The following is a 24,501-nucleotide window of genomic DNA, read 5'->3' on the forward strand; positions in this document are numbered from 1 at the left end:
GTAGGAGCTGCCGAAGGCTGCGATCTTTTGATTTTGATTAATAAAAGCAAGATCAAAAGATCGCAGCCTTCGGCAGCTACAGGGTTCGTCACCCACCCGGTGCTCTCTGCTACCATGTCGCGCAATCGCCCCAGCCCGTGACGACGTCCGCCCATGCCCCACGCTTCCCGCTCCACCGCCCTGCCTGAATTGACCGCCCTGTTCGGCGCTGTGCAACAGCACTTCGTCAATGTGATCGTGCCCCTCTGGCAAGGCCCGGGCTGGAACGCCGACATGGCGTTGCCCTATGAGGCGCTGGACGCTGCGCACCAACCTTTGACGGCGCAGCGCTATCGCGCGATGGCCTGTGCACGCCAGCTGTATCTGTTTTCCAGTCTGATCGGGGTTGTGGATAACGCTGAGGCTCGCGCAGCGACGCTGTTTCGTTCCCTGCAACGGCACTTCCACGATGCCGAGCACGGTGGCTGGTTCTACAGCATCGATGCGCAGGGCAAGCCGCTGGATCAGCGCAAGGATCTCTACACCCACGCCTTCATTCTGTTCGCCTGCGCGCATTACTGGGCCAGGTCCGGTGATCCGCTGGTCGAGTCGACCTTGAACGCGGCGCTGGAAATCATCGGTCGGCGCTTTGCCACCGGTGATGGCTTGTACGAGGCGTGCCTGGATCGCGACTGGATCACCCTTGAAACCGGTCCGTTGCAGAATCCATTGATGCACCTGGCCGAAGCCTTCCTCGCCACCCTGGCCGTGCGCAAAGATGCACAGACGCAGACAGCGTTGCTGGAGTTATGCACAGCCATGCACAAGCGCTTCATCGATCCGCAACACGGCGTATTGATGGAGAAGCCGCTTGGGGCTGTGGATAACTGGTACGAACCGGGGCATCAGTTCGAGTGGTATTTCCTGCTGGAGTCGTCGCCGCTGTTGCGTGGTTCGAAACTGCATGCGGCACTGGACCGGGCGTTCGCGTTCACCGAGCAATACGGTGTGGTGCAACCGTCTGGCGCGGTGCGGGCGATGCTGGATCTGGAGCTGGATGGAAGGCCGAAGGATTCGACTCAGCGGATTTGGGCTCAGGCGGAATATCTGCGGGCGCTGACGTTGCGTCAGGGCAGCGAAGCCGTGGTGCTGCGCCAGTTACAGGCGTTGCAACAACGCTTTCTGCATGCCGGTGGCTGGCATGAATGCCGGGATGAACAAGGCGAAGTCAGTCGCAAGGACATGCCTTCTACTACGCCTTATCACCTTGCGACCTGCTATCACGGTCTGGCTGAATATTTACGCTGATCTCATGGAAAATGAGATCCAGTGTGCTGAGGAGATCTACTGTGGCGAGGGGATTTATCCCCGTTGGGCTGCGCAGCGGCCCCGCTCTTTTTAGGGCCGCTTCGCGCCCCAACGGGGATAAATCCCCTCGCCACAATAAATCTCCTTCTCCACAAATGTGTTCTCAACAGGAATCAGGGTTACATCAGGCGATCCACTTCTTGTCCCCGGTGAAGCTGATAGTCAACCAGCGCGCCGCATCCGGAGTGCCCAGCTTCGCCGAAATCTCCTCACGTAACGCATCCAGTTGCCCGACATTGCTCAGCGCATAATCGGCCGGCAACACCACATGAATCTCGATAAACCGCGCCCGCCCGTGCTTCTGTACGTACGACACGTAATCATCGAAACCATGCTCGACCTTCGCCGCGTCCATCACCTGGCGCACCTGGTCATCCAGCGTGTCCGGCGCGATCCCCAACACGTCACGCAGTGCCGGCCGAAGTATCTTGAACGCTGGCGGCAACATGGTCAGCGCCAGCACGATCAGGATCAGCGGGTCAACGTACGCCGCCCACTGGCCATAGCCCTGCGACTTGAGCAGCAGCGCTGCGAGGAAACTGATCAACAGGCCCACGGACAGCATCGCGTCCACCAGCCAACTGATGTTGTCGAACTGGATCAGACTGGATTTCAGTTTGCGGTTACGCCGACGCACGTAGAAGAAATAGGCGAACTCGACCACGGTGAACACGCCTGCATAGATGATCACCAGACCCAGTTCGATCTCGCGGCCACCGTTGATAATGCCGAACACACCGTTGAGAAATGCATAGATCGCAATCAACAGGAGAAAACTGCCTTCAATCAGCAGCACCATCGGTTCGAGATGCCAGAAACCGAACTGGAAACGGTGGTTGCTTTCCTTGGCGATCAACTTGGCAGTGATCAGCATCAGGACTTTGATGAAGGTTGCGATCAGCGAGAAAAAACCATCAAAAAGGATGGATTGGGAACCTGAAACAAAACCGGTAACGATCCCGGCGATCGCCACGGCAAACATCAGAATGGTCGATTGTTTGAGCAGCGCCTGCTCACCTCGGTTACTCACTTTAACTCCTCGAAAAACCCTGAAAACCGCGGGATGCGGTGGGGTTGTTGAGAGAGGAGTTTACCTTATCACTGATTTCCACCCGATTTTGTGGCGAGGGCGCTTGCTCCCGCTGGGGTGCGAAGCGCCCCTGCTCTTCAGCTAAAAGCAGGGGCCTGCTGCGCAAGCCAGCGGGAGCAAGCTCCCTCGCCACAGGGTTAAGTGTCAGGCCTTGTTACGCTCGATCGCAAACCCAGCCCAGGTCTGGCTCACCGGCATCAACTCCAGGCTGTTGATGTTGATGTGCGCCGGCGCATTCATCACCCAGAAAATCGTCTCGGCAATGTCCTGCGGCTGGATCGGCTCGGCACCGGCATACGTTGCGTTGTAGCGTTCCTGATCGCCAGCGAAACGCACCAGCGAGAACTCGCTTTCGCACAGCCCTGGCTCGATATTGCTGACACGCACGCCGGTTCCCTGCAAGTCGCAACGCAGGTTCAGCGAAAACTGCTTAACAAACGCCTTGGTCGCGCCGTAGATATGGCTGCCCGGATACGGGTAGTTACCAGCGATCGAACCGAGGTTAACGATGCCGGCGCCTCGGCCATGGGCGATCAGGCGCGGCAGCAGCAGGCGGGTTGCGTACATCAGGCCTTTAACGTTGGTGTCGACCATGGTGTCCCAATCGTCCAGATCGCACTTCGGCGCCGGGTCCACGCCCAATGCCAGACCGGCGTTGTTGATCAGGCCGCGTAGCTTGGCGAACGACGGCGGCAAGTTTGCAATCGCCTCCTCCATCGCCTTGCGATCACGCACATCGAGCACCAGGCCATGCACCTCGGTCTGCTTCGACAGCTCGGCGCACAGCGCATTGAGGCGTTCTTCACGACGACCGGTCAGCACCAGTTTCCAGCCAGCCTCGGCAAAACGGCGGGCACAGGCTTCACCAAATCCGGACGTCGCGCCGGTGATAAACAGGGTGTTGGACATCGTGTTCTCCTTGCTTCGGCCACCGTAGCAGCCCTTGGAATAGAAAATCAGCCAGCAGCATGCCCGGCCCACGAATATCGGGCAACTACCGCCTCCGTGTAGGAGCTGCCGAAGGCTGCGATCTTTTGATGTTGTTTCTGAAGGTCAAAAGATCGCAGCCTTCGGCAGCTCCTACACGGAGGTATTTCAGCTCAAAAAATGATCAATCGTCGGAGCGTCATACAGGGCGTGGCCTGTAGCCATGTGCGCGCACGTTATCCACAGTCCCTTCCACAGTTTCCGGGGGCAAGTGGAAACGCGCAAAGCCGCGCCATACAAGGCTTTGCGGGCGAAATAGAAAGTTTTTTGCTTGACCCTGAAGTGACAGATGTGCGGCACATGGCATTTTGCACGACCGAGCGGTCAGTGCAGTGATTGCGCGAGGCCAGTAATTACGGCCCTTAGCGAGGTCTTTCCAGAGTTTAATCACAGACTTATCCACAGGCTTACCCCTCAGCAACCAACCCCTTTGCCGACTGGATAAAAAGGTTGACAAGAGCGACTCCAGCACGCGTAAAAACGCCTGATCAAAAAACAACCACAACGCTGCAAGCCACGGTTCCAGAGGCTTTCAGCCAGCTACTCCCACGTTATTCACAGCCAGCTCCACAGCAAACGGGGACAAGTCAAAACTGTGCAAAAACAGCCATTTGCAGCGTCTATATGTCGCGCTTTGACAGCTTGGTGGATTTGTTTTCCACAATTAGACGGAACAGCTGTTTTCCCTGTAGGAGCTGCCGCAGGCTGCGATCTTTTGATGTGTTTTTAAAGATCAAGAGATCGCAGCCTGCGGCAGCTCCTACAGGGGGATTGCAAGCATTAAAAAGCCCCGGGACTTGCGTCGCCGGGGCTGTGTATAACGTTGCAGCAATCAGTGCCCGCCCAAATAGGCGTTACGCACCTCCTCGTTCACCAGCAGCTCCTTGCCAGTGCCGGTCAGGCGGATCTCGCCGTTGACCATGACATACGCCCGGTCGGACAGTTTCAGCGCATGGTTGGCGTTCTGCTCGACCAGAAAAATGGTCATGCCGGTTTTCGCCAACTCGCGCAGGGTCGCAAAGATCTGCTTCACCACAATCGGCGCCAGGCCCAGGCTCGGCTCATCGAGCAGCAACAACTTCGGCCGGCTCATCAAGGCACGAGCAATCGCCAGCATCTGCTGTTCACCACCGGACATGGTCATCGCCCGTTGGGTACGGCGCTCTTCCAGCCGAGGAAACAGCGCAAACATGCGCTGCATGTCCTCTTTGGCGTACTTGTCGCCAATCGGGATGGTGCCCATCAACAGGTTTTCCTCGACAGTCATGTCGGGGAACACCCGCCGTCCTTCCGGCGATTGCGCAATGCCGTGGGAGGCGATGTAGTGCGATGACTTCTGGGTGATGTCGACGCCCTGATAAATAATCTGCCCGCCGGCCGCTCGTGGCTGGCCGAAGATCGACATCAGCAACGTCGATTTGCCGGCGCCGTTGGAGCCGATCAGGCTGACGGTTTCCCCCTCATTGATCTGCAGCGAAACACCCTTGAGCGCCTGGATCGGTCCGTAGAACACGTCGAGGTCTTTGAGTTCGAGGATCGGTTGCGTCATACCAGCTCCTCTTCGTCGGCGCCCAGATAGGCGGCAATCACTTTCGGATCGTTACGAATCGCTTCAGGTCCGCCTTCGGCGATGACGATGCCGTGGTCCAGCACCACGATGTGGTCGGAAATGCTCATTACCATGCCCATGTCGTGTTCGATCAGCACCACGGTCAGATCGTGCTCATCGCGCAGCAGCCGGATCATCGCGCTCAGCGCTTCGGTTTCCTGTGGATTGAGGCCGGCAGCCGGTTCGTCGAGGCAGATGATCTGCGGCCGCGTGCACATGGCCCGGGCAATCTCCAGACGGCGCTGCTGGCCGTAGGAGAGTTCACCGGCGAGACGGTTGGCGCAGTCGACCAGATCGACCACTTCCAGCCAGTAGAACGCGCAATCGAGCGCATCGCTTTCAGCCTTGCGGTAGCCCTTGGTGTTGAGGATGCCGGCGAGCATGTTGCGGTTGACCCACATGTGCTGGGCCACCAGCAGGTTTTCCAGCACCGACATTTCCTTGAACAGGCGAATGTTCTGGAACGTCCGAGCCAGGCCTGCGCGGTTCACCAGATGCGTGCCGCCGAACATCTTGTAGTACAGACGGCTGAGGAAGGATTTCGGCGAAACAAAATCGGTCGCTTTGAACGATTCGCCCAGCAACTGGATAACGTTGGTCTGCTGGCCGCGCACGTTGAGTTCGATCTTGCCGCCGGAAGCTTTATAGAAACCGGTCAGGCAGTTGAACACCGTGGTCTTGCCGGCGCCGTTAGGGCCGATCAAGGCGAAGATCGAGTTGCGCTTGACCTTCAGGCTGACATCGCTCAGGGCCTTGATGCCACCGAAATGCATCATCAGTTTTTCAACAGAGAGTACGACTTCACTCATGGCGCAGTCCTCTCATAGTGAATGGCACCTTTGCGTGGAGTGACCCCGGTGCGGCTGATGCGGATCAGCCCACGTGGTCGCCAGATCATCATCAACACCATCAGGATGCCGAACAGCAACACGCGATATTCGGCGAAGCCGCGCAGCAGTTCCGGGGCGACGGTCAACACGAATGCGGCGATCACCACGCCGATGGTCGAACCCATGCCGCCGAGTACGACGATGGCCAGAATCAGCGCTGATTCGAAGAAGGTGAACGAGGTCGGGTTGACGAAGCCTTGATAGGTCGCGAAGAACACGCCCGCGAGGCCGGCCGTCGATGCACCGATGGTGAACGCCGACAGCTTGACCAGCACGTGGTTGAGGCCCATCGAGCGGCAGGCGATTTCATCTTCACGCAGGGCTTCCCAGGCGCGGCCGACCGGCATTTTCACCAGACGATGCTTGATGTACAGCACGGCCAATACCACGAGGAACAACACCGCGTAGATGAAGTAGTATTTCACGTCCGGGTTGTAGGCGATGCCGAAAAACTCGTGGAACGGCACCCCGCCGTCCTTCGCGCGCTTGCCGAACTCCAGACCGAAGAAGGTCGGCAGCGGCGCCGGCATGCCGTTCGGGCCACCGGTCAGGGACAACCAGTTGTTGAGGATCAGGCGAATGATTTCACCGAAGCCCAACGTCACGATCGCCAGATAGTCGCCATGCAGGCGCAACACCGGGAAACCGAGGATGCATCCAGCAAGGCCAGCAGTAATTGCCGCCAGCGGCAGCACGGTCCAGAAACCCAGCCCGAGATACTGGTAACCGAGCGCCAGACCGTAGGCACCGATGGCGTAGAACGCCACGTAACCGAGGTCGAGCAGACCGGCCAGGCCGACCACGATGTTCAATCCCAGGCCCAGCAGCACGTAGATCAACCCGAGAATGACCACGCCCAGCAGATAGGAGTTGGAAACGAACGGCACGATGACCGCCAGCACAATCAGCAGCGGGATGATCCAGCGCAGGCTCGATTTGTGATCGCTTGGCAGTACGTGCACACCGGAACCGGTGCTCTCGAATCCGTCGAGAATTTTCAGGCCCTTGGGCGTTTGCAGGAACAGGCTGAGGGCGAAGCGGCCAATCATGACGATGCCGATGATCCACGCCACGCGGGTCGGTTCGAGATTGAAGCTGTACCCCTCAAGGACGACACCGACAATCGGCCCGAAAACGATCAGGGCAATCAGGCCGGCAAGAATCGCCTCAACCAGGCTTTTTTTGACATCAATGCTTTTTTGGGTGGTTGAAGACATCGCTTACACCTTCGACACAAGAGGACGGCCCAACAGGCCCTGCGGCCGGAAGACCAGAACAAGTACGAGCAGCGAGAAGCTGAACACGTCTTTGTAGTCGGAGTTGACCAGGCCGGAGAACAGCGACTCGGAGATACCGAGGATGATCCCGCCCAACATCGCACCCGGCAGCGAACCGATCCCGCCGAGTACCGCAGCGGTAAAGGCTTTAATGCCGATGACGAACCCGGCGTAGAAGTCGAACGTGCCGTAGTTCATGGTGATCAGCACGCCGGCCAGCGCCGCCATGGCTGCACCGATGATGAATACGTAAGAGATAACGCGGTCGGTGTTGATCCCCAGGATCGAGGCCATCTTGCGGTCTTGCTGGGTGGCGCGGCACATGCGGCCGAGCTTGGTGTACTTGATGACATAGGTCAGCAGGCCCATGCCAACGAACGCGGCGACCAGGATGAACACCTTGGTGTAGGTGAGCTGGACAAAACCGGTGCCGATGTCGACGCGCCAGGCACCGGTGAGCAGTGTCGGAACGCCCTGTTGGCGTGCGCCCTGACTGATCTGGGCATAGTTTTGCAGAATCAGCGAGATGCCGATGGCGCTGATCAGCGGAGCCAGTCGGGTGGAGTTGCGCAGGGGTCTGTAAGCGACTCGCTCAATGACCCAGCCATACACCGCCGTGACGACGATGGTGAAGATCAGTGTGCCGAGCATCAGCAGCGGGAAGGATTCGATACCGAAGTAAGCCAGCAGAGCCAGACTGATTGCCGCCAGGTAAGCGGAAATCATGTAAACCTCGCCGTGGGCGAAGTTGATCATGCCGATGATGCCGTAGACCATTGTGTAGCCGATGGCGATCAGGCCATAGACCGACCCGAGGGTCAGGCCGTTGACCAGTTGCTGCAGGAAAATACCATCCATAACGCAATCTCACGCAGTGAGAACCTGCCCACCTGTAGGCGGGCGGCTCTTCTAGGGAAAATACAGATTTACGTCGGAGCAATGTCAGCCACGATTCACCCGTCACCACCGCCCCCTGTAGGAGTGAGCCTACTCGCGATAGCGGATTAACATTCAACACATGTGTTGCCTGTAACTCCGTCATCGCGAGCAGGCTCACTCCTACAAAGGAGCCGTGGGATCAGTTGATCGCGTCAGCCCTTACTTCTGTTTTTCCAGCTGGTGATATTTGCCGCTGGCGTCCCACTGGTACACCACGTAGTCGGAGACCTTCAGGTCGCCCTTCTTGTCCCAGGCCTTCTCACCCATGACGGTTTTCACCGGATTGGCTTTCAGCCACTCGGCAGCTTTCTCGCCACTGTTGGATTTTGCGCCATTGAAGGCTGCAGCCAGGGTTTGCACCGAGGCGTAGGCATACAGGGTGTAGCCTTCAGGTTCGGTGCCGGCCTTGCGGAAGGCATCGACGACGGTTTTACTTTCCGGCAGCAGACGCGGGTCGGCGCCGAAAGTCATCAGCACGCCGTCGACGTATTGCGGGCCGCCAGCGGTGGTCACCAGTTCGTCGGTAACGATGCCGTCGTCGGACATGAATTTCACGTCTTTCAGGCCTTCGGTACGCAGTTGTTTGACCAGTGGACCGGCTTCCGGGTGCAGGCCGCCGAAGTAGACAACGTCGGCACCGGCGGCGCGGATCTTGGTGACCAGGGCGCTGAAGTCTTTCTCGCCACGGGTCAGGCCTTCGTAGATGACCGGGGTCACACCACGCTTGGTCAACTGCGCCTTGGTGGCATCCGCCAGGCCTTGGCCGTAGGTGTCCTTGTCGTGGATGACCGCGACTTTCTTGCCCTTGAGCACGTCGACGATGTAGTCGCCGGCGACGATGCCTTGCTGGTCGTCACGTCCGCACATACGGAACATGGCGCCCAAGCCGCGCTCGGTCACTTGCGGGTTGGTGGAACCCGGGGTGATCGCGATAACGCCGGCCTCGTCGTAGATTTCCGAGGCTGGAATGGTGGAAGAAGAGCAGAAGTGACCGACTACGCCAGCGACTTTCTGGTTGACCAGGTCCTTGGCGACCGTGACCGCTTGTTTCGGTTCGCAGGCGTCATCGCCTTTGACCAGAACGATTTTCTCCCCGTTGACGCCACCTGCCGCGTTGACCGCATCAGCCGCCGCCTGTGCACCCTTCATGTACTGCTCGCCAAATGCCGCGTTGGCGCCAGTCATTGGACCCGCTACACCGATTTTGACGTCGGCTTGAGCAAACGCAGAAACACCCAACGCAGTAGCCACTGCGAGGGCCAGAAAGCCTTTCTTGTAAAACGTCTGGGACATGAGGTGGTGCTCCAAGGTTTTTTTTAGTTGGCACTGCGACTTCACTTCACTGAAAGCTCAGAGCAAGGCCCGTGCCATCGGTTTTTTATTCTTCAAAAAGTCGCTGCTTTCTTGTTATTTCGACTGTTTCGTTCCCATTTTCATTGGGCGTGCAACCGTCTAAACCGCGGAAGGTGAAACCATTTATTTTTTCAGGCGCAACCCGCACGCGCCATCATTGCAACCGCGGCGCCAAACGACGTGCAACCAGCCTGTAACAGCCCGCGTCACCGAACTGCACACTGCTGGTGCGGGACTGCTACAACCCGCACCATTACAGGCTAGTCGCTGCATCGAAAAGCGCCGCTTCCGGCAACATATTTCAACACTCAAATGACGATGCGCAGGCACTGGCCCGCGTGATACAGCGAGAACCCGGCCTCGTACAGGCAACTGCGCAAGCTCACGCCCGCCAAGGGCTGCATCGGTGCAAAGGGTATCGGCAGGGCCTGTGGATTGCCGTTACACAAGTAATCGGCAAAGGCCTTGCCGACCACGGTGCCGGTGGTGACGCCGCGACCGTTGTAGCCAGTGACGGCCACCAGTCCCGGCGCCGGTTCGAACAGACGCATGAGGTGATCGGGCGTGAACGCGATACGCCCGGTCCAGGTGCATTCCCATTCAACCGGTTTCAGGTTGGGGAAATAATGCTGTTGTACCCGGTCGGCCCAAGCCTTGAGAAACCAGGCCGGTTTCTGGTTGCCGTTGCCAAGGCTGCCGAGCAATAAGCGCCCTTCTTTGTCACGGCGGATACTGCTTAACACTTGTCTGGTATCCCACGAACCCTGCCCGCCCGGAAGGATTGCCTGCGCGGCGTCTTCGCTCAGCGGCACCGAGGCGACCTGATAGTAGTAACCGGGGAAGAAGTTGCGCTTGAGTTCGGTCCAGTCGCCTTCGGTATAGGCATTGGAGGCGATGACCACTTGTTCGGCGAGCACCGAACCGTGCTCGGTTTGCACCGACCATTTCGAGCCCTGACGTTCGAGTCGGGTGACCGGCGAATGGTCGAACATCTGCCCGCCGAGGCCGGTTACGGCGTTGGCCAAACCGCTGACGTAAGCCATTGGATTGAGTGTGCCGGCACGACGATCGAGCAGCGCGGCGGCGATTTTTTGCGTGCCGGTGGCTTGCTCGCAGGCCTTGCCGGTGAGCAATTCGACCGGCGCACCACGGCGTTTCCATTGTTGCTCACGACTGCGCAGATCCGCCTCGCCCTTGGCGTTGTGCGCCATGTGCAGGGTACCTTCGCGGCGCAACTGGCAATCGATGTTGTATTTATCCACAAGGCTGAACACCAGCGCCGGCGCCGCCCCGAGCATGCGGTTGAGCTGGCTGCCGACCGCTTCGCCGAAACCGGCTTCGATCTCGTCCGGCGGGATCCACATGCCGGCGTTGACCAGCCCGACATTGCGCCCGGAACCGCCGTGGCCGGCACGATAGGCTTCCAGCACACAGACGCTTTTGCCTTTTTCCAACAGATGCAGCGCCGCCGACAAACCGGTGAACCCGGCGCCGATCACGCAGACATCAACTTTGACTTCGCCCTTCAGCCCGGTGTTATCCGGCCGTTGTGGCGTGAGCTTTTCCCACAGACATTCTTCGCGTAACGGCATTGCCAGACTCCAACAGAAACCTAACAAACACTGCATACCCTGTGGGAGCGAAGCTATCTGTGACGAAAACCTGTGGCGAGGGGATTTATCCCCGTTCGGCTGCGAAGCAGTCATCGCTTTTAGATTTTCAGGGCCGCTGCGCAGCCCAACGGGGATAAATCCCCTCGCCACAAAGGTTCACTCCTGCAGGGGGGATCTCCACCTGTCAGTCGAACGTGATGCCCTGCGCCAGCGGCAACTCCAGCGAATAGTTCACGGTGTTGGTCTGGCGGCGCATGTACCCGCGCCATGCATCGGAACCCGATTCACGACCACCGCCGGTTTCCTTCTCGCCACCAAACGCGCCACCGATCTCGGCACCGCTCGGGCCGATGTTGACGTTGGCGATCCCGCAGTCACTGCCCACCGCCGACATGAACTGCTCGGCCTCGCGCACATCCGTGGTGAAGATGCACGATGACAGACCTTGTGGCACGGCGTTGTTCAGGCGCAGCGCTTCCTGGAAATCGTTGTAACCGACCACGTAGAGAATCGGCGCGAAGGTTTCGCTGCAGACCACATCACTCTGCTCGGGCATTTCCACAATCGCCGGCGAAACGTAGTAGGCGTTGGGGAACTGATCTTCCAGTTGGCGCTTGCCGCCGAACACCCGACCGCCCTCGCTCAACGCCTGCTCCAGCGCATCCTGCATGTTTTCGAAGCTGTGCTTGTCGATCAGCGGACCGACCAGATTGCCTTCCAGCGGGTTGCCGATGCGTACTTTCGAGTACGCAGCCTTGAGGCGGGTGACAATTTCTTCCTTCACCGACTCATGGGCGATCAGACGACGCAGCGTGGTGCAGCGCTGGCCGGCAGTGCCGACGGCACTGAACAGAATCGCACGCACCGCCATGTCGAGGTCGGCGCTCGGGCCGAGGATCATCGCGTTGTTGCCGCCCAGTTCGAGAATGCTGCGGGCAAAACGCGCGGCGACTTTCGGCGCCACTTCGCGGCCCATGCGCGTGCTGCCGGTGGCGCTGATCAGCGCCACACGCGGGTCGTCGACCAGCGCTTCACCCGCGTCGCGACCACCGATAATCACTTGGCAAAGATTCGCCGGCGCATCGCTGAAATTCTTCACCACACGATCAAACAGTGCCTGACAAGCCAGTGCGGTCAGTGGGGTTTTCTCCGACGGTTTCCACACCACCGGGTTGCCGCAGACCAGCGCCAGCGTGGTGTTCCACGCCCACACCGCGACCGGGAAGTTGAACGCACTGATCACACCGACCACGCCCAGCGGATGCCAGGTTTCACGCATGTGGTGGCCCGGACGCTCGGAGGCAATGGTCAAACCGTACAACTGACGAGACAGGCCGACGGCGAAATCGCAGATGTCGATCATCTCCTGCACTTCACCCAAACCTTCCTGGGTGATCTTGCCCGCCTCCCACGAAACCAGTTCGCCGAGGTCGGCCTTGTATTCGCGCAATACTTCACCGAATTGACGCACCAACTCGCCGCGACGCGGGGCCGGGATCTTGCGCCACTGTTCGAACGCATGATCTGCGCGACTGATGTGCTGCTCGACTTCGGCCGCGCCCTCCCAATTGACGGCGGCAATGCGGCTGCCATCGATGGGCGAATGCACCGGCACTTTGCCGTTCTGATAAAGGGCCGGGTTCACACCAAGACGATCAAGCAATGCGGCAACCATGGGTCACTCCTCAAGCAAAAAACTGAATGTGTGCGGCCGCTGTTTGCACGACCGGGCAGGCCTTTAGTTGTAGCGTCACAATGGCAAGGCAACAAACGACCTTTACGCGAGATATCATTCCGTTTATTCATGCTGAGCATAGAAAGACAAGAAAAGGATCGGTCATGCTGAACAAACGCCACTTGCCCTCGATCACCGCCCTGCAGTGCTTCGAAGCCGTGACCCGGCACCTGAGCTTCACCCGCGCGGCCGAAGAACTGAACCTGACCCAGAGCGCGGTCAGCAAGCAGGTCGCGCAACTGGAGGAATTGTTACAGCACTTGTTGTTCCTCCGCGTGCGCCGGCGTTTGCAGATGACTCCGGCCGGGGATCTGTACCTGGTTGAAGTACGAAAAATCCTCACGCAGGTGGAGATGTCGACCCATTACCTGCGTTCCTACGGCGGCGAAACCGAAGTCCTGCGCGTATCGACGCCATCGACCTTCGGCGCGCGCTGGCTGGTGCCGCGCTTGAAAGGCTGGCGTTTGCGTCACCCGTCGATTCATCTGGATTTGTGCAACGAACAGGAAGCCGATGACTTGCTGCAAGGGCGCAGCGATCTGGCGTTTTATTTCGGTCAGGGTTCGCGGCCCGGCACGGAATGCCTGAAATTGTTCGGCGAAGAGCTGGTGCCAGTCTGCGCGCCGGGCAGCCTGCCAGACACACCGTTTACTGACCCGACGCAGCTCACCGATCTGGTCCTGCTGCAAAATGCCTCGCGCCCACAGGCGTGGCACGACTGGTTCGACAGTCAGGGTTACCAAACCGAACACAGCTATCACGGCCCACGCTTTGAAACCTTCTATATGTGCATCCGCGCCGCGCAGGTCGGCTGCGGCGTGGCGTTGTTGCCACGGTTTCTGGTGGAAGAGGAATTGGCCGACGGCAAATTGGTCATTCCCTGGCAGCATGCAATGCCCAGTCCCGACGCCTATTACCTCGCCTACCCGGAGCACGCGGCGGAAGTGCCGAAGGTGCGCGACTTCGTCAAATGGATGCTCGAACAGATCGACAATCCCTGACCGATCTCCCCGTAGGAGCTGTCGAGTGCAACGAGGCTGCGATCTTTTGATCTTGAAAACCAGCATCAAAAGATCGCAGCCTCGTTGCACTCGACAGCTCCTACAGAGGGCGCTCATTGGGCAATAACAAACAAACCATCAACAACGTGAGCCTGGGCGAGTCGTGAACGCAGGTCATCATCGATAGTGCAATCATCCGGCTTGTACAGCCGCACGCGGCGATAGGCTTCGACCCGATTGATTTCCTGCCCGAGATATTCCCAGACAACCCTCGAGCACGACGGCGCACGATGATCCGCAGCAGAGACCCCCATCTTCAAACCATTGAGCCGCGTGATACAGCTTTTGAAACTCGGGATAAGAATGGTTTGGCTGATTTCGTTTGAAGTGAGCGATTCATAATCGATAAAAAACAGGCGATCCCGTAGGTAGTAGGCGACGCCCAAATATCGATATTGTTCAAACCCTGCCTCCTCACCGGCAATTTGCAAGCGCTCGTTTCGCTCATAAACGATGTCTTCACCGTCCTCTCGCACATGCACAAGCGAACACAGAATGGAACCGGGATCGGTCATTGCGTTGTAGTACTCGTAGTAATAACCGACGTGAGTTTTCAGTTCCGGTGAAGACTCCTGGCGCAGATGGTCATGCATTATTCTTGAAGGCGTCGCCTTTTCGGTAGAGTGGCAATTACTGGATTTCATACAAAGCAATGCGCTGAACTTCTCCGCAGGCAAAGCCAGCTCAAACTCATCCACACCAAAAAAATCGCAAATTCGCTTGAGATTAAAAGGTGTAGGGACACTTTTCCCACAAAGATACTTATTGAATTGCCCACGATTAATACGAATTTTCCTACAAACTTCCGCGACAGATCTGTAGTGACTACAAAGTAATTTCAGATTCACGGAAAGAGACTCGCACATACAATAACCCAACGAAAATCAAGAGAACGCAACCATAGCAGCAACTCGCATCATATTTAAGCAACTTGCGAAATTGCATCGAATGAAATATGGCTGGATATTACGCCCCCTGAAAGGCTTCAGGACTGAAGACACCATCGTTTCGCCAGCACTCTAAATAGCTAGGAGCTTTGAATGCTAGATATCATCAACGACTTTCTGTCGGGCAAAATATTAATACCTTTAGTTCTAGGACTGGGAAGCTACTTCACCGCCCGATCAAGATTTGTTCAGCTCAGATACTTCACCCATATGTTCAGCGTTTTACACGGCAGTTGGCGCGCCGGCAGCCATCAATTGAGTTCATTTCAGGCGCTGACACTCAGCCTTGCTGGACGCGTGGGTACTGGCAATATCGTCGGGGTCGGAATTGCCGTCAGCATGGGAGGACCTGGCGCCGTATTCTGGATGTGGATAACCGCTTTTTTGGGCATGTCCAGCAGTCTTTTCGAATGTACGCTGGGTCAACTCTACAAGCGTAGCGATGGGAACGGACTCTATAGAGGTGGCCCGTCCTGGTACATTCAGCACGGCCTGGACAAACGTTGGCTAGGAATGATCGCTGCAGTGCTTTTGCTCGTGACCTTCGGGTTTGCAATCAATGGCCTTGAGTCCCATGCGGTATCACACTCGCTAAAGGATGCGTTTGGTGTACCGCCTATGTGGTCAGGGCTCGCACTTTGTTTAATGCTGGGGGCCGTGTTCATCGGCGGGATAAAGCGTATAGCCGCAGTGGCCGACCTTTTGGTTCCGCTCAAGGTCCTCGCCTACATTGGCGTGACAACCTACGTGCTGGTTCTGCAGTTCGATCAAGTCCCGACAATGCTGATGTCCATCATCAAAAATGCATTCGGTATGGATGAAGCGTTCGGAGGCCTGATTGGCAGCGCAATCATCATGGGGGTGCGACGTGGAGTATTTTCCAACGAAGCAGGCTTGGGCAGCGCTCCCAATGTTGCGTCAGTAGCGAAGGTCGGCCACCCGGTTGCACAAGGCGTGGTCCAGGCATTGAGTGTTTTCATCGATACATTCGTGATCTGCACGTGCACTGCCCTGCTGATTTTGCTATCCGGTTTCTACACTCAAGGATTTGAAGGAGACGGAATTGCTCTGGCACAAAACTCGCTGGCGGCCGTTGTTGGTGAGTGGGGGCGGATGTTTATAAGCGTGGTGCTGGCATTGTTCGTATTCACGGCAATGCTCTACAACTATTACCTTGGAGAAAATAGCCTGCGGTTCATGTTTGGTGAGCCCAGGAAAACGCTAATACTTTATCGCCTGCTGGTATTATTTTTAGTGTTATGGGGTTCCATCGAAGATCTGTCCACTGTTCTGGCTTTTGCCGATATCACAATGACTTTATTGGCACTTGTCAACCTGATAGGGATGGCCCTGCTGTTCAATATATGCCTGCGCCTTTTGCGTGATTATGACGAACAGCGTCGCGCCGGAATCCAGGCACCCGTTTTCGACCCAACGTTGTTTTCTGATCTGGATCTCGATCCTGGAGCATGGCCACCGCTGGCCGATCACGCTGGTACATCAGTGCTTGGCAAGCCCGCAAGGAGACAGCCAGTTTAAACTTAGATAGAAATTGCAGAGCCATTAAACCAAGTTACGGCTCTGCCCTGCTGCAACCGCAACCAAAACAACAACAGACTCTTCGATCTGGCGCACCTAAAACAACTTAAGGACTTTTCCCATGAGTCGATTCCACCCCCTCAAAGCAAGCGCAACCAATACCCCGACCTTCTTTATAGATTCGTATGCCGCACCTAATCAGTTATTTGAAGACGCCTGTTTCAGAATCCGCGCCGCCGCCAGTCTGTTGGAGACTTTCACATCGGTCACCATAAAGGGCACTAACGACTCTGACTTTTATCGAATGATACTTCCTGCTTATGTATTACTTCAGGACGGCGTTGACACACTGGAGCAGATCTCTTTCAAGGGTGGTGTCATCCATGTATAAAATAGCAACCCACACAATGATTAGAGCAGCGATGATTAAAGCAGTTGAAATAAATCTGATACCGAGACACTCACTACTCTCCGAGTATTTAAAAAGCTGGGAGCATATTGAAAAAGTCCTTCACGCCGCACTTGAGGTGCAACCGAAAATAGATAATTTTTGCGGGCTAAGGTGTATGGCCTCTAAGGATCTTTCACCTGAAAGCAAAAAAGCGCTGGCAATCCCCACCGCTGATATGCGCCACTAGCGCCATTGATTGAGACCGCGCCACGGCGCGGCGCACCTGGAGACCCCGTTATGAGCGAGAGTGTGTTTGCCGATCGCATCGTGCAGAACCTGCTCGACACCGACTTCTACAAACTGACGATGATGCAGGCGGTGCTGCACAACTACCCCAACGTTGAAGTCGAATGGGAGTTTCGTTGCCGTAACAGCGAGGATCTGCGCCCGTATCTGGCCGAGATCCGCTACCAGATCGAGCGCCTGGCCGAACTGAGCCTGAGTGCCGATCAACTGAATTTCCTCGAGCGCATCAGCTTCCTCAAACCGGATTTCCTGCGGTTCCTCGGGTTGTTCCGCTTCAACCTGCGCTACGTGCACACCGGCATCGAGAACGGCGAACTGTTCATCCGTCTGCGCGGGCCATGGCTGCATGTGATTCTCTACGAGGTGCCGCTGCTGGCCATCGTCAGCGAAGTGCGCAACCGCTATCGCTACCGCGAAACCGTGCTCGAACAGGCGCGCGAGCAGCTCTATCGCAAGTTCGACTGGCTGACCGCCAACGCCTCGGCTGACGAATTGTCGCAACTGCAGGTCGCCGATTTCGGCACGCGACGCCGGTTTTCCTACCGCGTGCAGGAAGAAGTGGTGAACGTGCTCAAGCACGATTTCCCTGGCCGTTTCGTCGGCACCAGCAATGTGCATCTGTCGCGCGAACTGGACATGAAACCGCTGGGCACCATGGCCCACGAATGGATCATGGCGCACCAGCAACTCGGCCCACGGCTGATCGACAGTCAGATCGCCGCGCTCGATTGCTGGGTCCGTGAATACCGCGGCCTACTCGGTATCGCCCTCACCGATTGCATCACCACCGATGCCTTCCTCGGCGATTTCGATCTGTTCTTCGCCAAGCTGTTCGACGGTCTGCGCCACGATTCCGGCGATCCTGTGGTCTGGGGCGAAAAATGCATCGCCCACTATCACCAGCTCGGGATCGACCCGATGAGCAAGACGCTGGTGTTCTCCGACAGCCTGACCCTGCCGAGGTCGCTGGAAATCTTCCGCGCGCTGCACGGCCGGATCAACGTCAGCTTCGGCATCGGCACCAACCTCACCTGTGACATTGCGGGTGTTGAACCGATGAGCATCGTGCTTAAAATGACCGCCTGCAACGGCCAACCGGTGGCGAAGATCTCCGACGAGCCAGGCAAGTCCCACTGCAAAGACCCGAATTTCGTCGCCTATTTGCGACATGTTTTCCAGGTTCCTGCCGATTCCAGTCTATCTAGCAAGGAGTGAATTCATGCAAGCCGTACAGCGTGAGATTGCGCAGCAGCTCAAGGTGCAACCGCCGTTCGCCGACTACAAGGCCCTGCAGGCCGAAGTCGCCCGGCGCATTACCTTCATTCAGGATTGCCTGGTCAATTCCGGGCTCAAGACCCTGGTGCTGGGCATCAGCGGCGGTGTCGACTCGCTGACCGCCGGCCTCTTGGCCCAGCGCGCCATGCGCGAACTGCGCGACCAGACCGGCGACAACAGCTACAAATTCATCGCCGTGCGCCTGCCGTACGAAACCCAATTCGACGAACACGACGCTCAGGCTTCGGTGGATTTCATCGCTCCGGACGAGCGCCACACTGTCAACATCGGCCCGGCCGTGAAGTCGCTGGCCGCTGAAGTCGCGGCCTTCGAAGGCAAGCACGCGGTGTCGGTGGATTTCGTCCTTGGCAACACCAAGGCGCGGATGCGCATGGTCGCCCAGTACACCATCGCCGGCGCGGCGCACGGTCTGGTAATCGGCACTGACCACGCGGCGGAAGCGGTGATGGGTTTCTTCACCAAGTTCGGTGACGGCGCCTGCGACCTCGCGCCGCTCAGTGGCCTGGTGAAAAATCAGGTTCGGGCGATTGCCCGCAGCTTTGGCGCACCGGAATCGCTGGTCGAGAAAATCCCGACGGCGGATCTGGAAGACCTGTCACCGGGCAAGCCGGACGAAGCCTCCCACGGCGTGACCTATACCGAGATCGATGCCTTCCTGCACGGCGAACCGGTGCGTCAGGAAGCGTTCGACATCATCGTCGCGACCTACAACAAAACCCACCACAAACGCGTAATGCCGTTCGCCCCGTAAGTTGAAAGCCCCCCCTGTAGGAGCTGTCGAGTGAAACGAGGCTGCGATCTTTTGATCTTCAAAAACAAAATCAAAAGATCGCAGCCTGCGGCAGCTCCTACAGAAAACAAAAAAGCGTCCCGTGGGACGCTTTTTTTGTGCCTGACTCGATTACTTGACGGTAATCGTGCCTTTCATCATCGAGATGTGGCCAGGGAACGAGCAGAAGAAGCCGTAGCCGCCGTCTGCAATCTTCGCCACGTCGAAGGTCAGCGAGTCGGTTTCCTTGGCGCCGATGATCTTGGTGTGAGCGATGATGCGTGCGTCACCTTCCGGCAGATAGTTCTTGTCGATACCGGCGGCCAGGCCTGCGGTAGCGATTGGCTGCATGTCAGCTTCTTTGCTGATCACCAGGTTATGGCCCATGACATTCTTCGGCAGGCTGCCGGAGTGGGTCAGTTCGACGGTGAAGGTCTTGCAGCTCTTGTCGATCACGATTTCCTTGGTGTTGAAGGACATCTGATCGGTGGAGTCAACGGTGGTTTTGCACTCGGCAGCCATCAATTGGCTGCTGGCCAGCGCCAGCAGGGATACCGCAACAACTTTGGAAAACATGGTGAATCTCCAAGGCAGGGTTAACAAAAACACTAATGGTGGAAAGACTGCCTGAAATCTTCGCAAGTTCCTATGACTTGAGTTAAAAATTGTATACAACTTTCAGGCTATGACACTCATCGAGACAATCTAACGGCCAGATTCCCCGGCCCGCCGTATGATCGGCGCATCTACTGAGACGGAGTGCCTGTCATGTTCTTTAACGGTCTGTTGTGCAGTTTGCTCGCCGCCTACGCCTGTGGCGCCAGCGGCACCTTTGAATCACCGGAACGCGAAGTTTAGCCCTTGGATCGAGGCGTGCCAGCCATTACCCTGTGACTGATTGACCCAGGAGAAAGGCATGTCTCTGAAATCCGTGTGTGTATTTTGCGGTGCCAATGCTGGCACCGTCCCGGCTTATACCGAAGCTGCAATCGCTCTTGGCCGGGCGTTGGCTGAACGCAAGCTGACCTTGGTCTACGGCGGTGGCGCCGTGGGTCTGATGGGGATTGTCGCCGACGCCGCACTGGCCGCTGGCGGCGAAGTGATCGGCATCATCCCGCAAAGCCTGATGGACAAGGAGATCGGCCACAAAAGCCTGACACGTCTGGAAGTGGTCGACGGCATGCATGCGCGCAAGGCACGGATGGCTGAGCTCAGCGATGCGTTCATCGCCCTGCCCGGCGGCCTCGGCACGCTGGAAGAGCTGTTCGAAGTCTGGACCTGGGGCCAGCTCGGTTACCACGGCAAACCGCTGGGGCTGCTGGAAGTGAACGGCTTTTATAGCAAACTCACTGCATTTCTTGACCACATCGTCGGCGAAGGCTTCGTTCGCGCGCCACACCGTGACATGCTGCAAGTGAGCGAATCACCACAAACGCTGCTCGATGCCCTCGATCAATGGAAGCCGACCGTCACGCCAAAATGGGTCGACCAAAAACCCAGCTAACCACCGGGCACCGATACAGGGCAGAATACGCGCCGCTCAACCTCACCTTCGACCAAGAGGAACGCCCATGGCCAAACCCAATTACTCCTTCGCCAAACGTCAACGAGACCTGGCAAAGGAACAGAAGAAAGAGGAAAAGCTTCAGCGCAAGAAACAAACAGCTGAAGAAGCAGCACTGAACCCTGAGGGTGAAGTGGCAACAGATGACGATGTTGATGCAACTGAAGCACCGAAAGATCAGGCGCCTGACGCCTGAGCCCCACCGGGTTTGAAGATCGAATCAGACCCAGCGGATTTGTGACGGGGCTGGCGGTTTCACTGCCGGCCCTCACAGCCCTTCCCAGAAACACCCCCAATTCCCCTGTAGGAGTGAGCCTGCTCGCGATATCGGTGTGTCATACGAAATATTTGCTGCTGACACACCGCTATCGCGAGCAGGCTCACTCCTACAGTTTGATTTGCATTAATTCAGGGGCATTACGGTTACGCGCACTTCCGGGTCATGATTGCCGCCGCCGAGGATCACTCCGCGTAATGGCGAAACGTCAGAGAAGTCCCTGCCCCACGCCAATGTGATGTGTTCCAGCGCCGGCTGCACGTTATTGGTCGGATCGAAATCCACCCAGCCCAGCACCGGACAAAACACCGACACCCAGGCGTGGGACGCATCAGCGCCGATCAGACGTGGCTGTCCCGGTGGTGGCTGCGTCAGCAGGTAACCGCTGATGTAGCGCGCCGCCAGGCCTCGCGAGCGCACGCAGGCGAGCATCAAGTGCGCGAAGTCCTGACAGACCCCACGCCGCCGCTCCAGCACTTCCACCAGCGGCGTCGCCACCTGGGTCGCCTCTGCATCGAAGGTGAATTCGCTGAAGATCTTCTGCATCAAATCCTGCACACCGAGCAGTAATGGCCGCCCCGGCGGGAAACAGCTGTGCGAGAACTCGACGAAGCTACTTTTCAAATGCACATAGGGAGACTGAAAACGATAACGACAAGCCTCAAGCACGTCGGCGGACAACGGCTGGCTGCTGTAGGTCAGCGCATCGCGGGTCTGCTCCCATGCCGGCGACTGATTGAAATCCAGCGCTGGTCGCGCCAGCACTTCGACCGTCAGTTGTGCATTGACCTGCAATTCATCATGCGGCCGCTCGAAGGCCAAGCGGGTCAGCGGATTGCCAAACACATCCAGTTCATCGCGCCGCGCCGTAGGCTCCGGGCTGATCAGCAGTTGCTGCTCGGTGCAGCGTTGCCAACGGCACTCGCGCGGCCACAGGTGCGCCAGTTGCTGCGCCAGCGAGACCGGGCTGTCGTAGTGATAACAGGTGTCGTGGAAGATCTGGTAATGCGCGCTCATCAGACCGACACCGTACGCTGGCTGACGTCGTCGACGTGAGCGAAATGGCGCAACGCCAGACGATCGGAGACCTCGCCGCTGGCCTCGGCGACCTCTTGCAGCAGATCCGCCAGGCCATCGAGTGCCGCACGCACACTGGTCTCGCCGAACAGCGGGTTTTCCAGGCAGCCCAGATCGAACCGCGCCAGACGCTCGACCAATGGCGGCAGCCCAGCCTCACGCGGCACGCCGAAATCATCGTTCAGGCGTTTCAAGGTGCGCGTGACCAGTTTCAACTGGAACAACACCGCATGTGGGTTTTGTTCATCGAGCAACAACAGGTCGAGCACCGGAATCAACTGCGCTACGGCCAGATAACGTGAGCGGTAGGTGATGCTGCTGTTGCCCAGTTCGAGAAGCCATTCCAGCCCCGCCTGATCGAACGCTGCGGCGCCGCGCAGAAATGCCGCCAGACTGCGGCTGAGAAATTGCAGACGCTCGATACGCCGCCCGATCATCAGGAAACGCCAGCCTTCGTCGCGCGTCATGTCGTCCAGCGCAAACCCGGACAACGCCGCCAGCGACATCACCAGACGGTTGAGAAAATCCAGCAGTTCGCCGAAATCCGGCTCTTCGGTATCCAGCTCTGTGGCTTCGCGCTGCAACTCGACCAACGCCTGCCAGTTCTCCCGCGAGAGTTTGCCGCGTACCTGCGAGGCTGCCCACTGCAAACGTTGCAGGTTGGAGCGCAGGCTGAACGACCAGTCATCGCCAAGCAGCGCGGCCAGCAAGCGTTCCGGCAATTCGCCTTCGTCCGGTAACAGCGTCAGGCGCTCGCCGAGATCGACGGCTGCCTGCAAGGCTTGCGGGTCATCGCCATCGACATACCGCGCGAGCATGATCCGCAGCAGTCGCGCGCTGTCATCGCAGCGCTCGCAATATCGGCCGAACCAGAACAGGTTTTCCACCACTCGCGAGGGCAGATAAGGATCGCGCCGCACGAGGTCATGCACGCCGACATTGCGCTGGGTTTTCCATTGCTCGCCGCTCGGCGGACGATCACCGAGCACCCAGGTGTCCTTGCTGGCACCGCCGCGTTGCATCGACACCACTTCGGCATCGGCCTCGGCGGCCACGCGGGTCAGGCCACCGGGCAGCACTCGATAACCATCGCGACTGGCGACGGCGTACATGCGCATGCCGATCGCCCGGGGTTGCAACTGACCGTTTTCGGCTTGCCAGATCGGCGCCTGCGACAGCTGCGCCAATTCTTGCGCCACATAGGCGTATGGTCGTGCCCGCATGCGTGCGGCGAGCTCATCGCGCTGTTTTTCACTCAAATCACGGCCGAATACCGGGGCGAAGCTTTGTGAAGGAAACGCCGGTTTGATCAACAGTTCAGGCAGTTTTTCCAGCGCCTGAGCCAACACAGGCGCCTCACCGCACCACCACGTTGCGATGGACGGCAGGATCAGTTCTTCGCCGAACAGGTATTGATTGATCTTCGGCAGAAACCCGAGCAATCCGGGTGATTCGAGCACGCCACTGCCCAGCGCATTGGCCACCAGGACCCGGCCCTGACGCACCGCTTCGAGCAGCCCGGGAACGCCGAGCGCCGAATCCGTGCGCAGCTCCAGCGGATCGCAGAAGTCGTCGTCGAGGCGGCGCATGATCGCGTGGACGCGGCGCAAACCGCTGAGGGTTTTCAGGTAGACCGTGGCGTCGCGCACGGTAAGGTCACCGCCCTCGACCAGCGGATAACCGAGCTGGCGGGCCAGATACAAATGTTCGAAATAACTTTCGTTGAAGCGCCCCGGCGTCAGCAACACCACCAGCGGCGCATCATTACCGGCCGGCGCCTGACGCGCGAGGGTTTCCTGCAAGGTGCGGAAGAATCCGGCCAGATGCTGCACCTTCAGATCGCGGTACAGCTCGGGAAAGGCACGGGAAACGATGGTGCGGTTTTCCAGCGCATACCCGGCGCCCGACGGTGCCTGGGTACGATCGGCAGTGACCCACCAGCGGCCGTCCGGCGTGCGCGCCAGATCCACCGCGTAAAGATGTAGAAAGGCGCCTTCCGGCGGCGCAATGCCCTGACACGGCCAGAGAAAATTGTTATGCCCGAACACCAGCTCAGCGGGCAGCAAACCTGCGCTGATCAGCCGCTGCGGCCCATACAAATCGGCCAGCACGGCATTGAGTAATCGCGCCCGCTGAGCAATTCCGGCCGACAGTTGTTGCCATTCATCCGCCGCAATCACATGCGGCAGCAGATCCAGTTCCCACGGCCGGTCCGCGCCTTTCGGGTCGGCATAGACGTTATAGGTGACGCCGTTTTCCTGAATCTGCCGCGCCAGCAACGCTTGGCGCTGCACCAGTTGCGCCGGGGTGCTGCGTTGCAACTGATCGAACAGTCGCCTCCAGTGCGGACGCACCGCGCCGCAGCCGTCGAGCAGTTCGTGATAAGTGCCCGCCGTCAGCGGGTAGCGGTCTAGCAGGTCAGGCATGGAAAGCT

At 58.1% G+C, this 24,501-nt stretch carries 22 protein-coding genes; 9 read left to right on the forward strand and 13 right to left on the reverse strand.

Features of this window, described 5'->3' with window-relative positions; all coding sequences use genetic code 11:
* Positions 1-153: 153 nt before the first annotated feature.
* Positions 154-1,287: an AGE family epimerase/isomerase gene (locus QOL84_RS16475; protein ID WP_283437888.1), complete on the forward strand. Its 1,134-nt coding sequence runs from the start codon at positions 154-156 to the stop codon at positions 1,285-1,287.
* Positions 1,288-1,471: 184 nt separating this feature from the next.
* Here the strand turns inward: QOL84_RS16475 and QOL84_RS16480 are convergent, their stop codons facing one another.
* The 9 genes from QOL84_RS16480 to amaB form a co-directional block, all read right to left on the reverse strand.
* Complete coding sequence (locus QOL84_RS16480) at positions 1,472-2,377, reverse strand: cation diffusion facilitator family transporter (protein WP_129388371.1); 906 nt, start codon at positions 2,375-2,377, stop codon at positions 1,472-1,474.
* 204 nt (positions 2,378-2,581) lie between these two features.
* A complete protein-coding gene (locus tag QOL84_RS16485) occupies positions 2,582-3,346 on the reverse strand; it encodes an SDR family oxidoreductase (RefSeq protein WP_008087168.1) in 765 nt (254 codons plus the stop codon).
* A 910-nt stretch (positions 3,347-4,256) separates the two neighbouring features.
* Positions 4,257-4,973: an ABC transporter ATP-binding protein gene (locus tag QOL84_RS16490; RefSeq protein WP_283437889.1), complete on the reverse strand. Its 717-nt coding sequence runs from the start codon at positions 4,971-4,973 to the stop codon at positions 4,257-4,259.
* A complete protein-coding gene (locus QOL84_RS16495; protein ID WP_283437890.1) occupies positions 4,970-5,842 on the reverse strand; it encodes an ABC transporter ATP-binding protein in 873 nt (290 codons plus the stop codon). The genes QOL84_RS16490 and QOL84_RS16495 overlap by 4 nt, the downstream gene beginning before the upstream one ends.
* Complete coding sequence (gene livM / locus QOL84_RS16500) at positions 5,839-7,140, reverse strand: high-affinity branched-chain amino acid ABC transporter permease LivM (RefSeq protein ID WP_283437891.1); 1,302 nt, start codon at positions 7,138-7,140, stop codon at positions 5,839-5,841. The genes QOL84_RS16495 and livM overlap by 4 nt, the downstream gene beginning before the upstream one ends.
* Positions 7,141-7,143: 3 nt before the next feature.
* Positions 7,144-8,058, reverse strand: coding sequence for an ABC transporter permease subunit (locus QOL84_RS16505; RefSeq protein ID WP_129388361.1), 915 nt, complete (start codon positions 8,056-8,058; stop codon positions 7,144-7,146).
* A gap of 240 nt (positions 8,059-8,298) precedes the next feature.
* The gene (locus QOL84_RS16510) at positions 8,299-9,432 is read right to left on the reverse strand and encodes a branched-chain amino acid ABC transporter substrate-binding protein (RefSeq protein ID WP_129388358.1); all 1,134 of its coding nucleotides are present in this window, start codon (positions 9,430-9,432) and stop codon (positions 8,299-8,301) included.
* Between the two features lie 368 nt (positions 9,433-9,800).
* Positions 9,801-11,084, reverse strand: a complete 1,284-nt coding sequence (gene amaA, locus QOL84_RS16515) for an L-pipecolate oxidase (protein ID WP_283437892.1) — start codon at positions 11,082-11,084, stop codon at positions 9,801-9,803.
* Between the two features lie 205 nt (positions 11,085-11,289).
* A complete protein-coding gene (gene amaB, locus QOL84_RS16520; RefSeq protein WP_283437893.1) occupies positions 11,290-12,780 on the reverse strand; it encodes an L-piperidine-6-carboxylate dehydrogenase in 1,491 nt (496 codons plus the stop codon).
* Between the two features lie 164 nt (positions 12,781-12,944).
* On the opposite strand from amaB, the gene QOL84_RS16525 reads away from it, so the two are divergent.
* Positions 12,945-13,841 carry a LysR family transcriptional regulator gene (locus tag QOL84_RS16525; RefSeq protein ID WP_283437894.1) on the forward strand — a complete coding sequence of 299 codons (897 nt, stop codon included), beginning with the start codon at positions 12,945-12,947 and terminating at the stop codon, positions 13,839-13,841.
* Between the two features lie 113 nt (positions 13,842-13,954).
* Here the strand turns inward: QOL84_RS16525 and QOL84_RS16530 are convergent, their stop codons facing one another.
* On the reverse strand, positions 13,955-14,767 hold the full coding sequence (locus QOL84_RS16530) for a helix-turn-helix domain-containing protein (protein ID WP_283437895.1): 813 nt from the start codon (positions 14,765-14,767) through the stop codon (positions 13,955-13,957).
* A gap of 174 nt (positions 14,768-14,941) precedes the next feature.
* Here QOL84_RS16530 and QOL84_RS16535 point away from each other — a divergent pair, with 174 nt between their 5' ends.
* The 5 genes from QOL84_RS16535 (at position 14,942) to nadE (ending at position 19,131) form a co-directional block, all read left to right on the forward strand.
* On the forward strand, positions 14,942-16,387 hold the full coding sequence (locus tag QOL84_RS16535; protein ID WP_283437896.1) for an alanine/glycine:cation symporter family protein: 1,446 nt from the start codon (positions 14,942-14,944) through the stop codon (positions 16,385-16,387).
* A 121-nt stretch (positions 16,388-16,508) separates the two neighbouring features.
* On the forward strand, positions 16,509-16,778 hold the full coding sequence (locus QOL84_RS16540; RefSeq protein ID WP_283437897.1) for a hypothetical protein: 270 nt from the start codon (positions 16,509-16,511) through the stop codon (positions 16,776-16,778).
* Positions 16,771-17,025, forward strand: coding sequence for a hypothetical protein (locus QOL84_RS16545; protein WP_283437898.1), 255 nt, complete (start codon positions 16,771-16,773; stop codon positions 17,023-17,025). Before QOL84_RS16540 ends, QOL84_RS16545 begins: the two co-directional genes overlap by 8 nt.
* Positions 17,026-17,075: 50 nt before the next feature.
* The gene (gene pncB / locus QOL84_RS16550; RefSeq protein WP_129388346.1) at positions 17,076-18,299 is read left to right on the forward strand and encodes a nicotinate phosphoribosyltransferase; all 1,224 of its coding nucleotides are present in this window, start codon (positions 17,076-17,078) and stop codon (positions 18,297-18,299) included.
* Between the two features lie 4 nt (positions 18,300-18,303).
* Positions 18,304-19,131: an NAD(+) synthase gene (gene nadE / locus QOL84_RS16555; RefSeq protein WP_283437899.1), complete on the forward strand. Its 828-nt coding sequence runs from the start codon at positions 18,304-18,306 to the stop codon at positions 19,129-19,131.
* 150 nt (positions 19,132-19,281) lie between these two features.
* Here nadE and azu read toward each other — a convergent pair whose 3' ends face one another.
* Entirely contained in the window at positions 19,282-19,725 is a 444-nt protein-coding gene (azu, locus tag QOL84_RS16560) for an azurin (protein WP_008078296.1), read from the reverse strand.
* Between the two features lie 340 nt (positions 19,726-20,065).
* Between azu and QOL84_RS16565 the strand changes: the two genes are divergently transcribed.
* Together QOL84_RS16565 and QOL84_RS16570 are read left to right on the forward strand one after the other, a co-directional pair.
* On the forward strand, positions 20,066-20,653 hold the full coding sequence (locus QOL84_RS16565; RefSeq protein WP_283437900.1) for a cytokinin riboside 5'-monophosphate phosphoribohydrolase: 588 nt from the start codon (positions 20,066-20,068) through the stop codon (positions 20,651-20,653).
* A 67-nt stretch (positions 20,654-20,720) separates the two neighbouring features.
* Positions 20,721-20,909, forward strand: a complete 189-nt coding sequence (locus tag QOL84_RS16570) for a hypothetical protein (RefSeq protein ID WP_129388337.1) — start codon at positions 20,721-20,723, stop codon at positions 20,907-20,909.
* 207 nt (positions 20,910-21,116) lie between these two features.
* Here the strand turns inward: QOL84_RS16570 and QOL84_RS16575 are convergent, their stop codons facing one another.
* Together QOL84_RS16575 and QOL84_RS16580 are read right to left on the reverse strand one after the other, a co-directional pair.
* Positions 21,117-22,007 carry a transglutaminase family protein gene (locus tag QOL84_RS16575; RefSeq protein ID WP_283437901.1) on the reverse strand — a complete coding sequence of 297 codons (891 nt, stop codon included), beginning with the start codon at positions 22,005-22,007 and terminating at the stop codon, positions 21,117-21,119.
* Entirely contained in the window at positions 22,007-24,493 is a 2,487-nt protein-coding gene (locus tag QOL84_RS16580; protein WP_283437902.1) for a circularly permuted type 2 ATP-grasp protein, read from the reverse strand. The genes QOL84_RS16575 and QOL84_RS16580 overlap by 1 nt, the downstream gene beginning before the upstream one ends.
* Between the last annotated feature and the right edge of the window lie 8 nt (positions 24,494-24,501).

Source organism: Pseudomonas helmanticensis (genome assembly GCF_900182985.1).
Classification (GTDB): Bacteria; Pseudomonadota; Gammaproteobacteria; order Pseudomonadales; family Pseudomonadaceae; genus Aquipseudomonas; species Aquipseudomonas helmanticensis.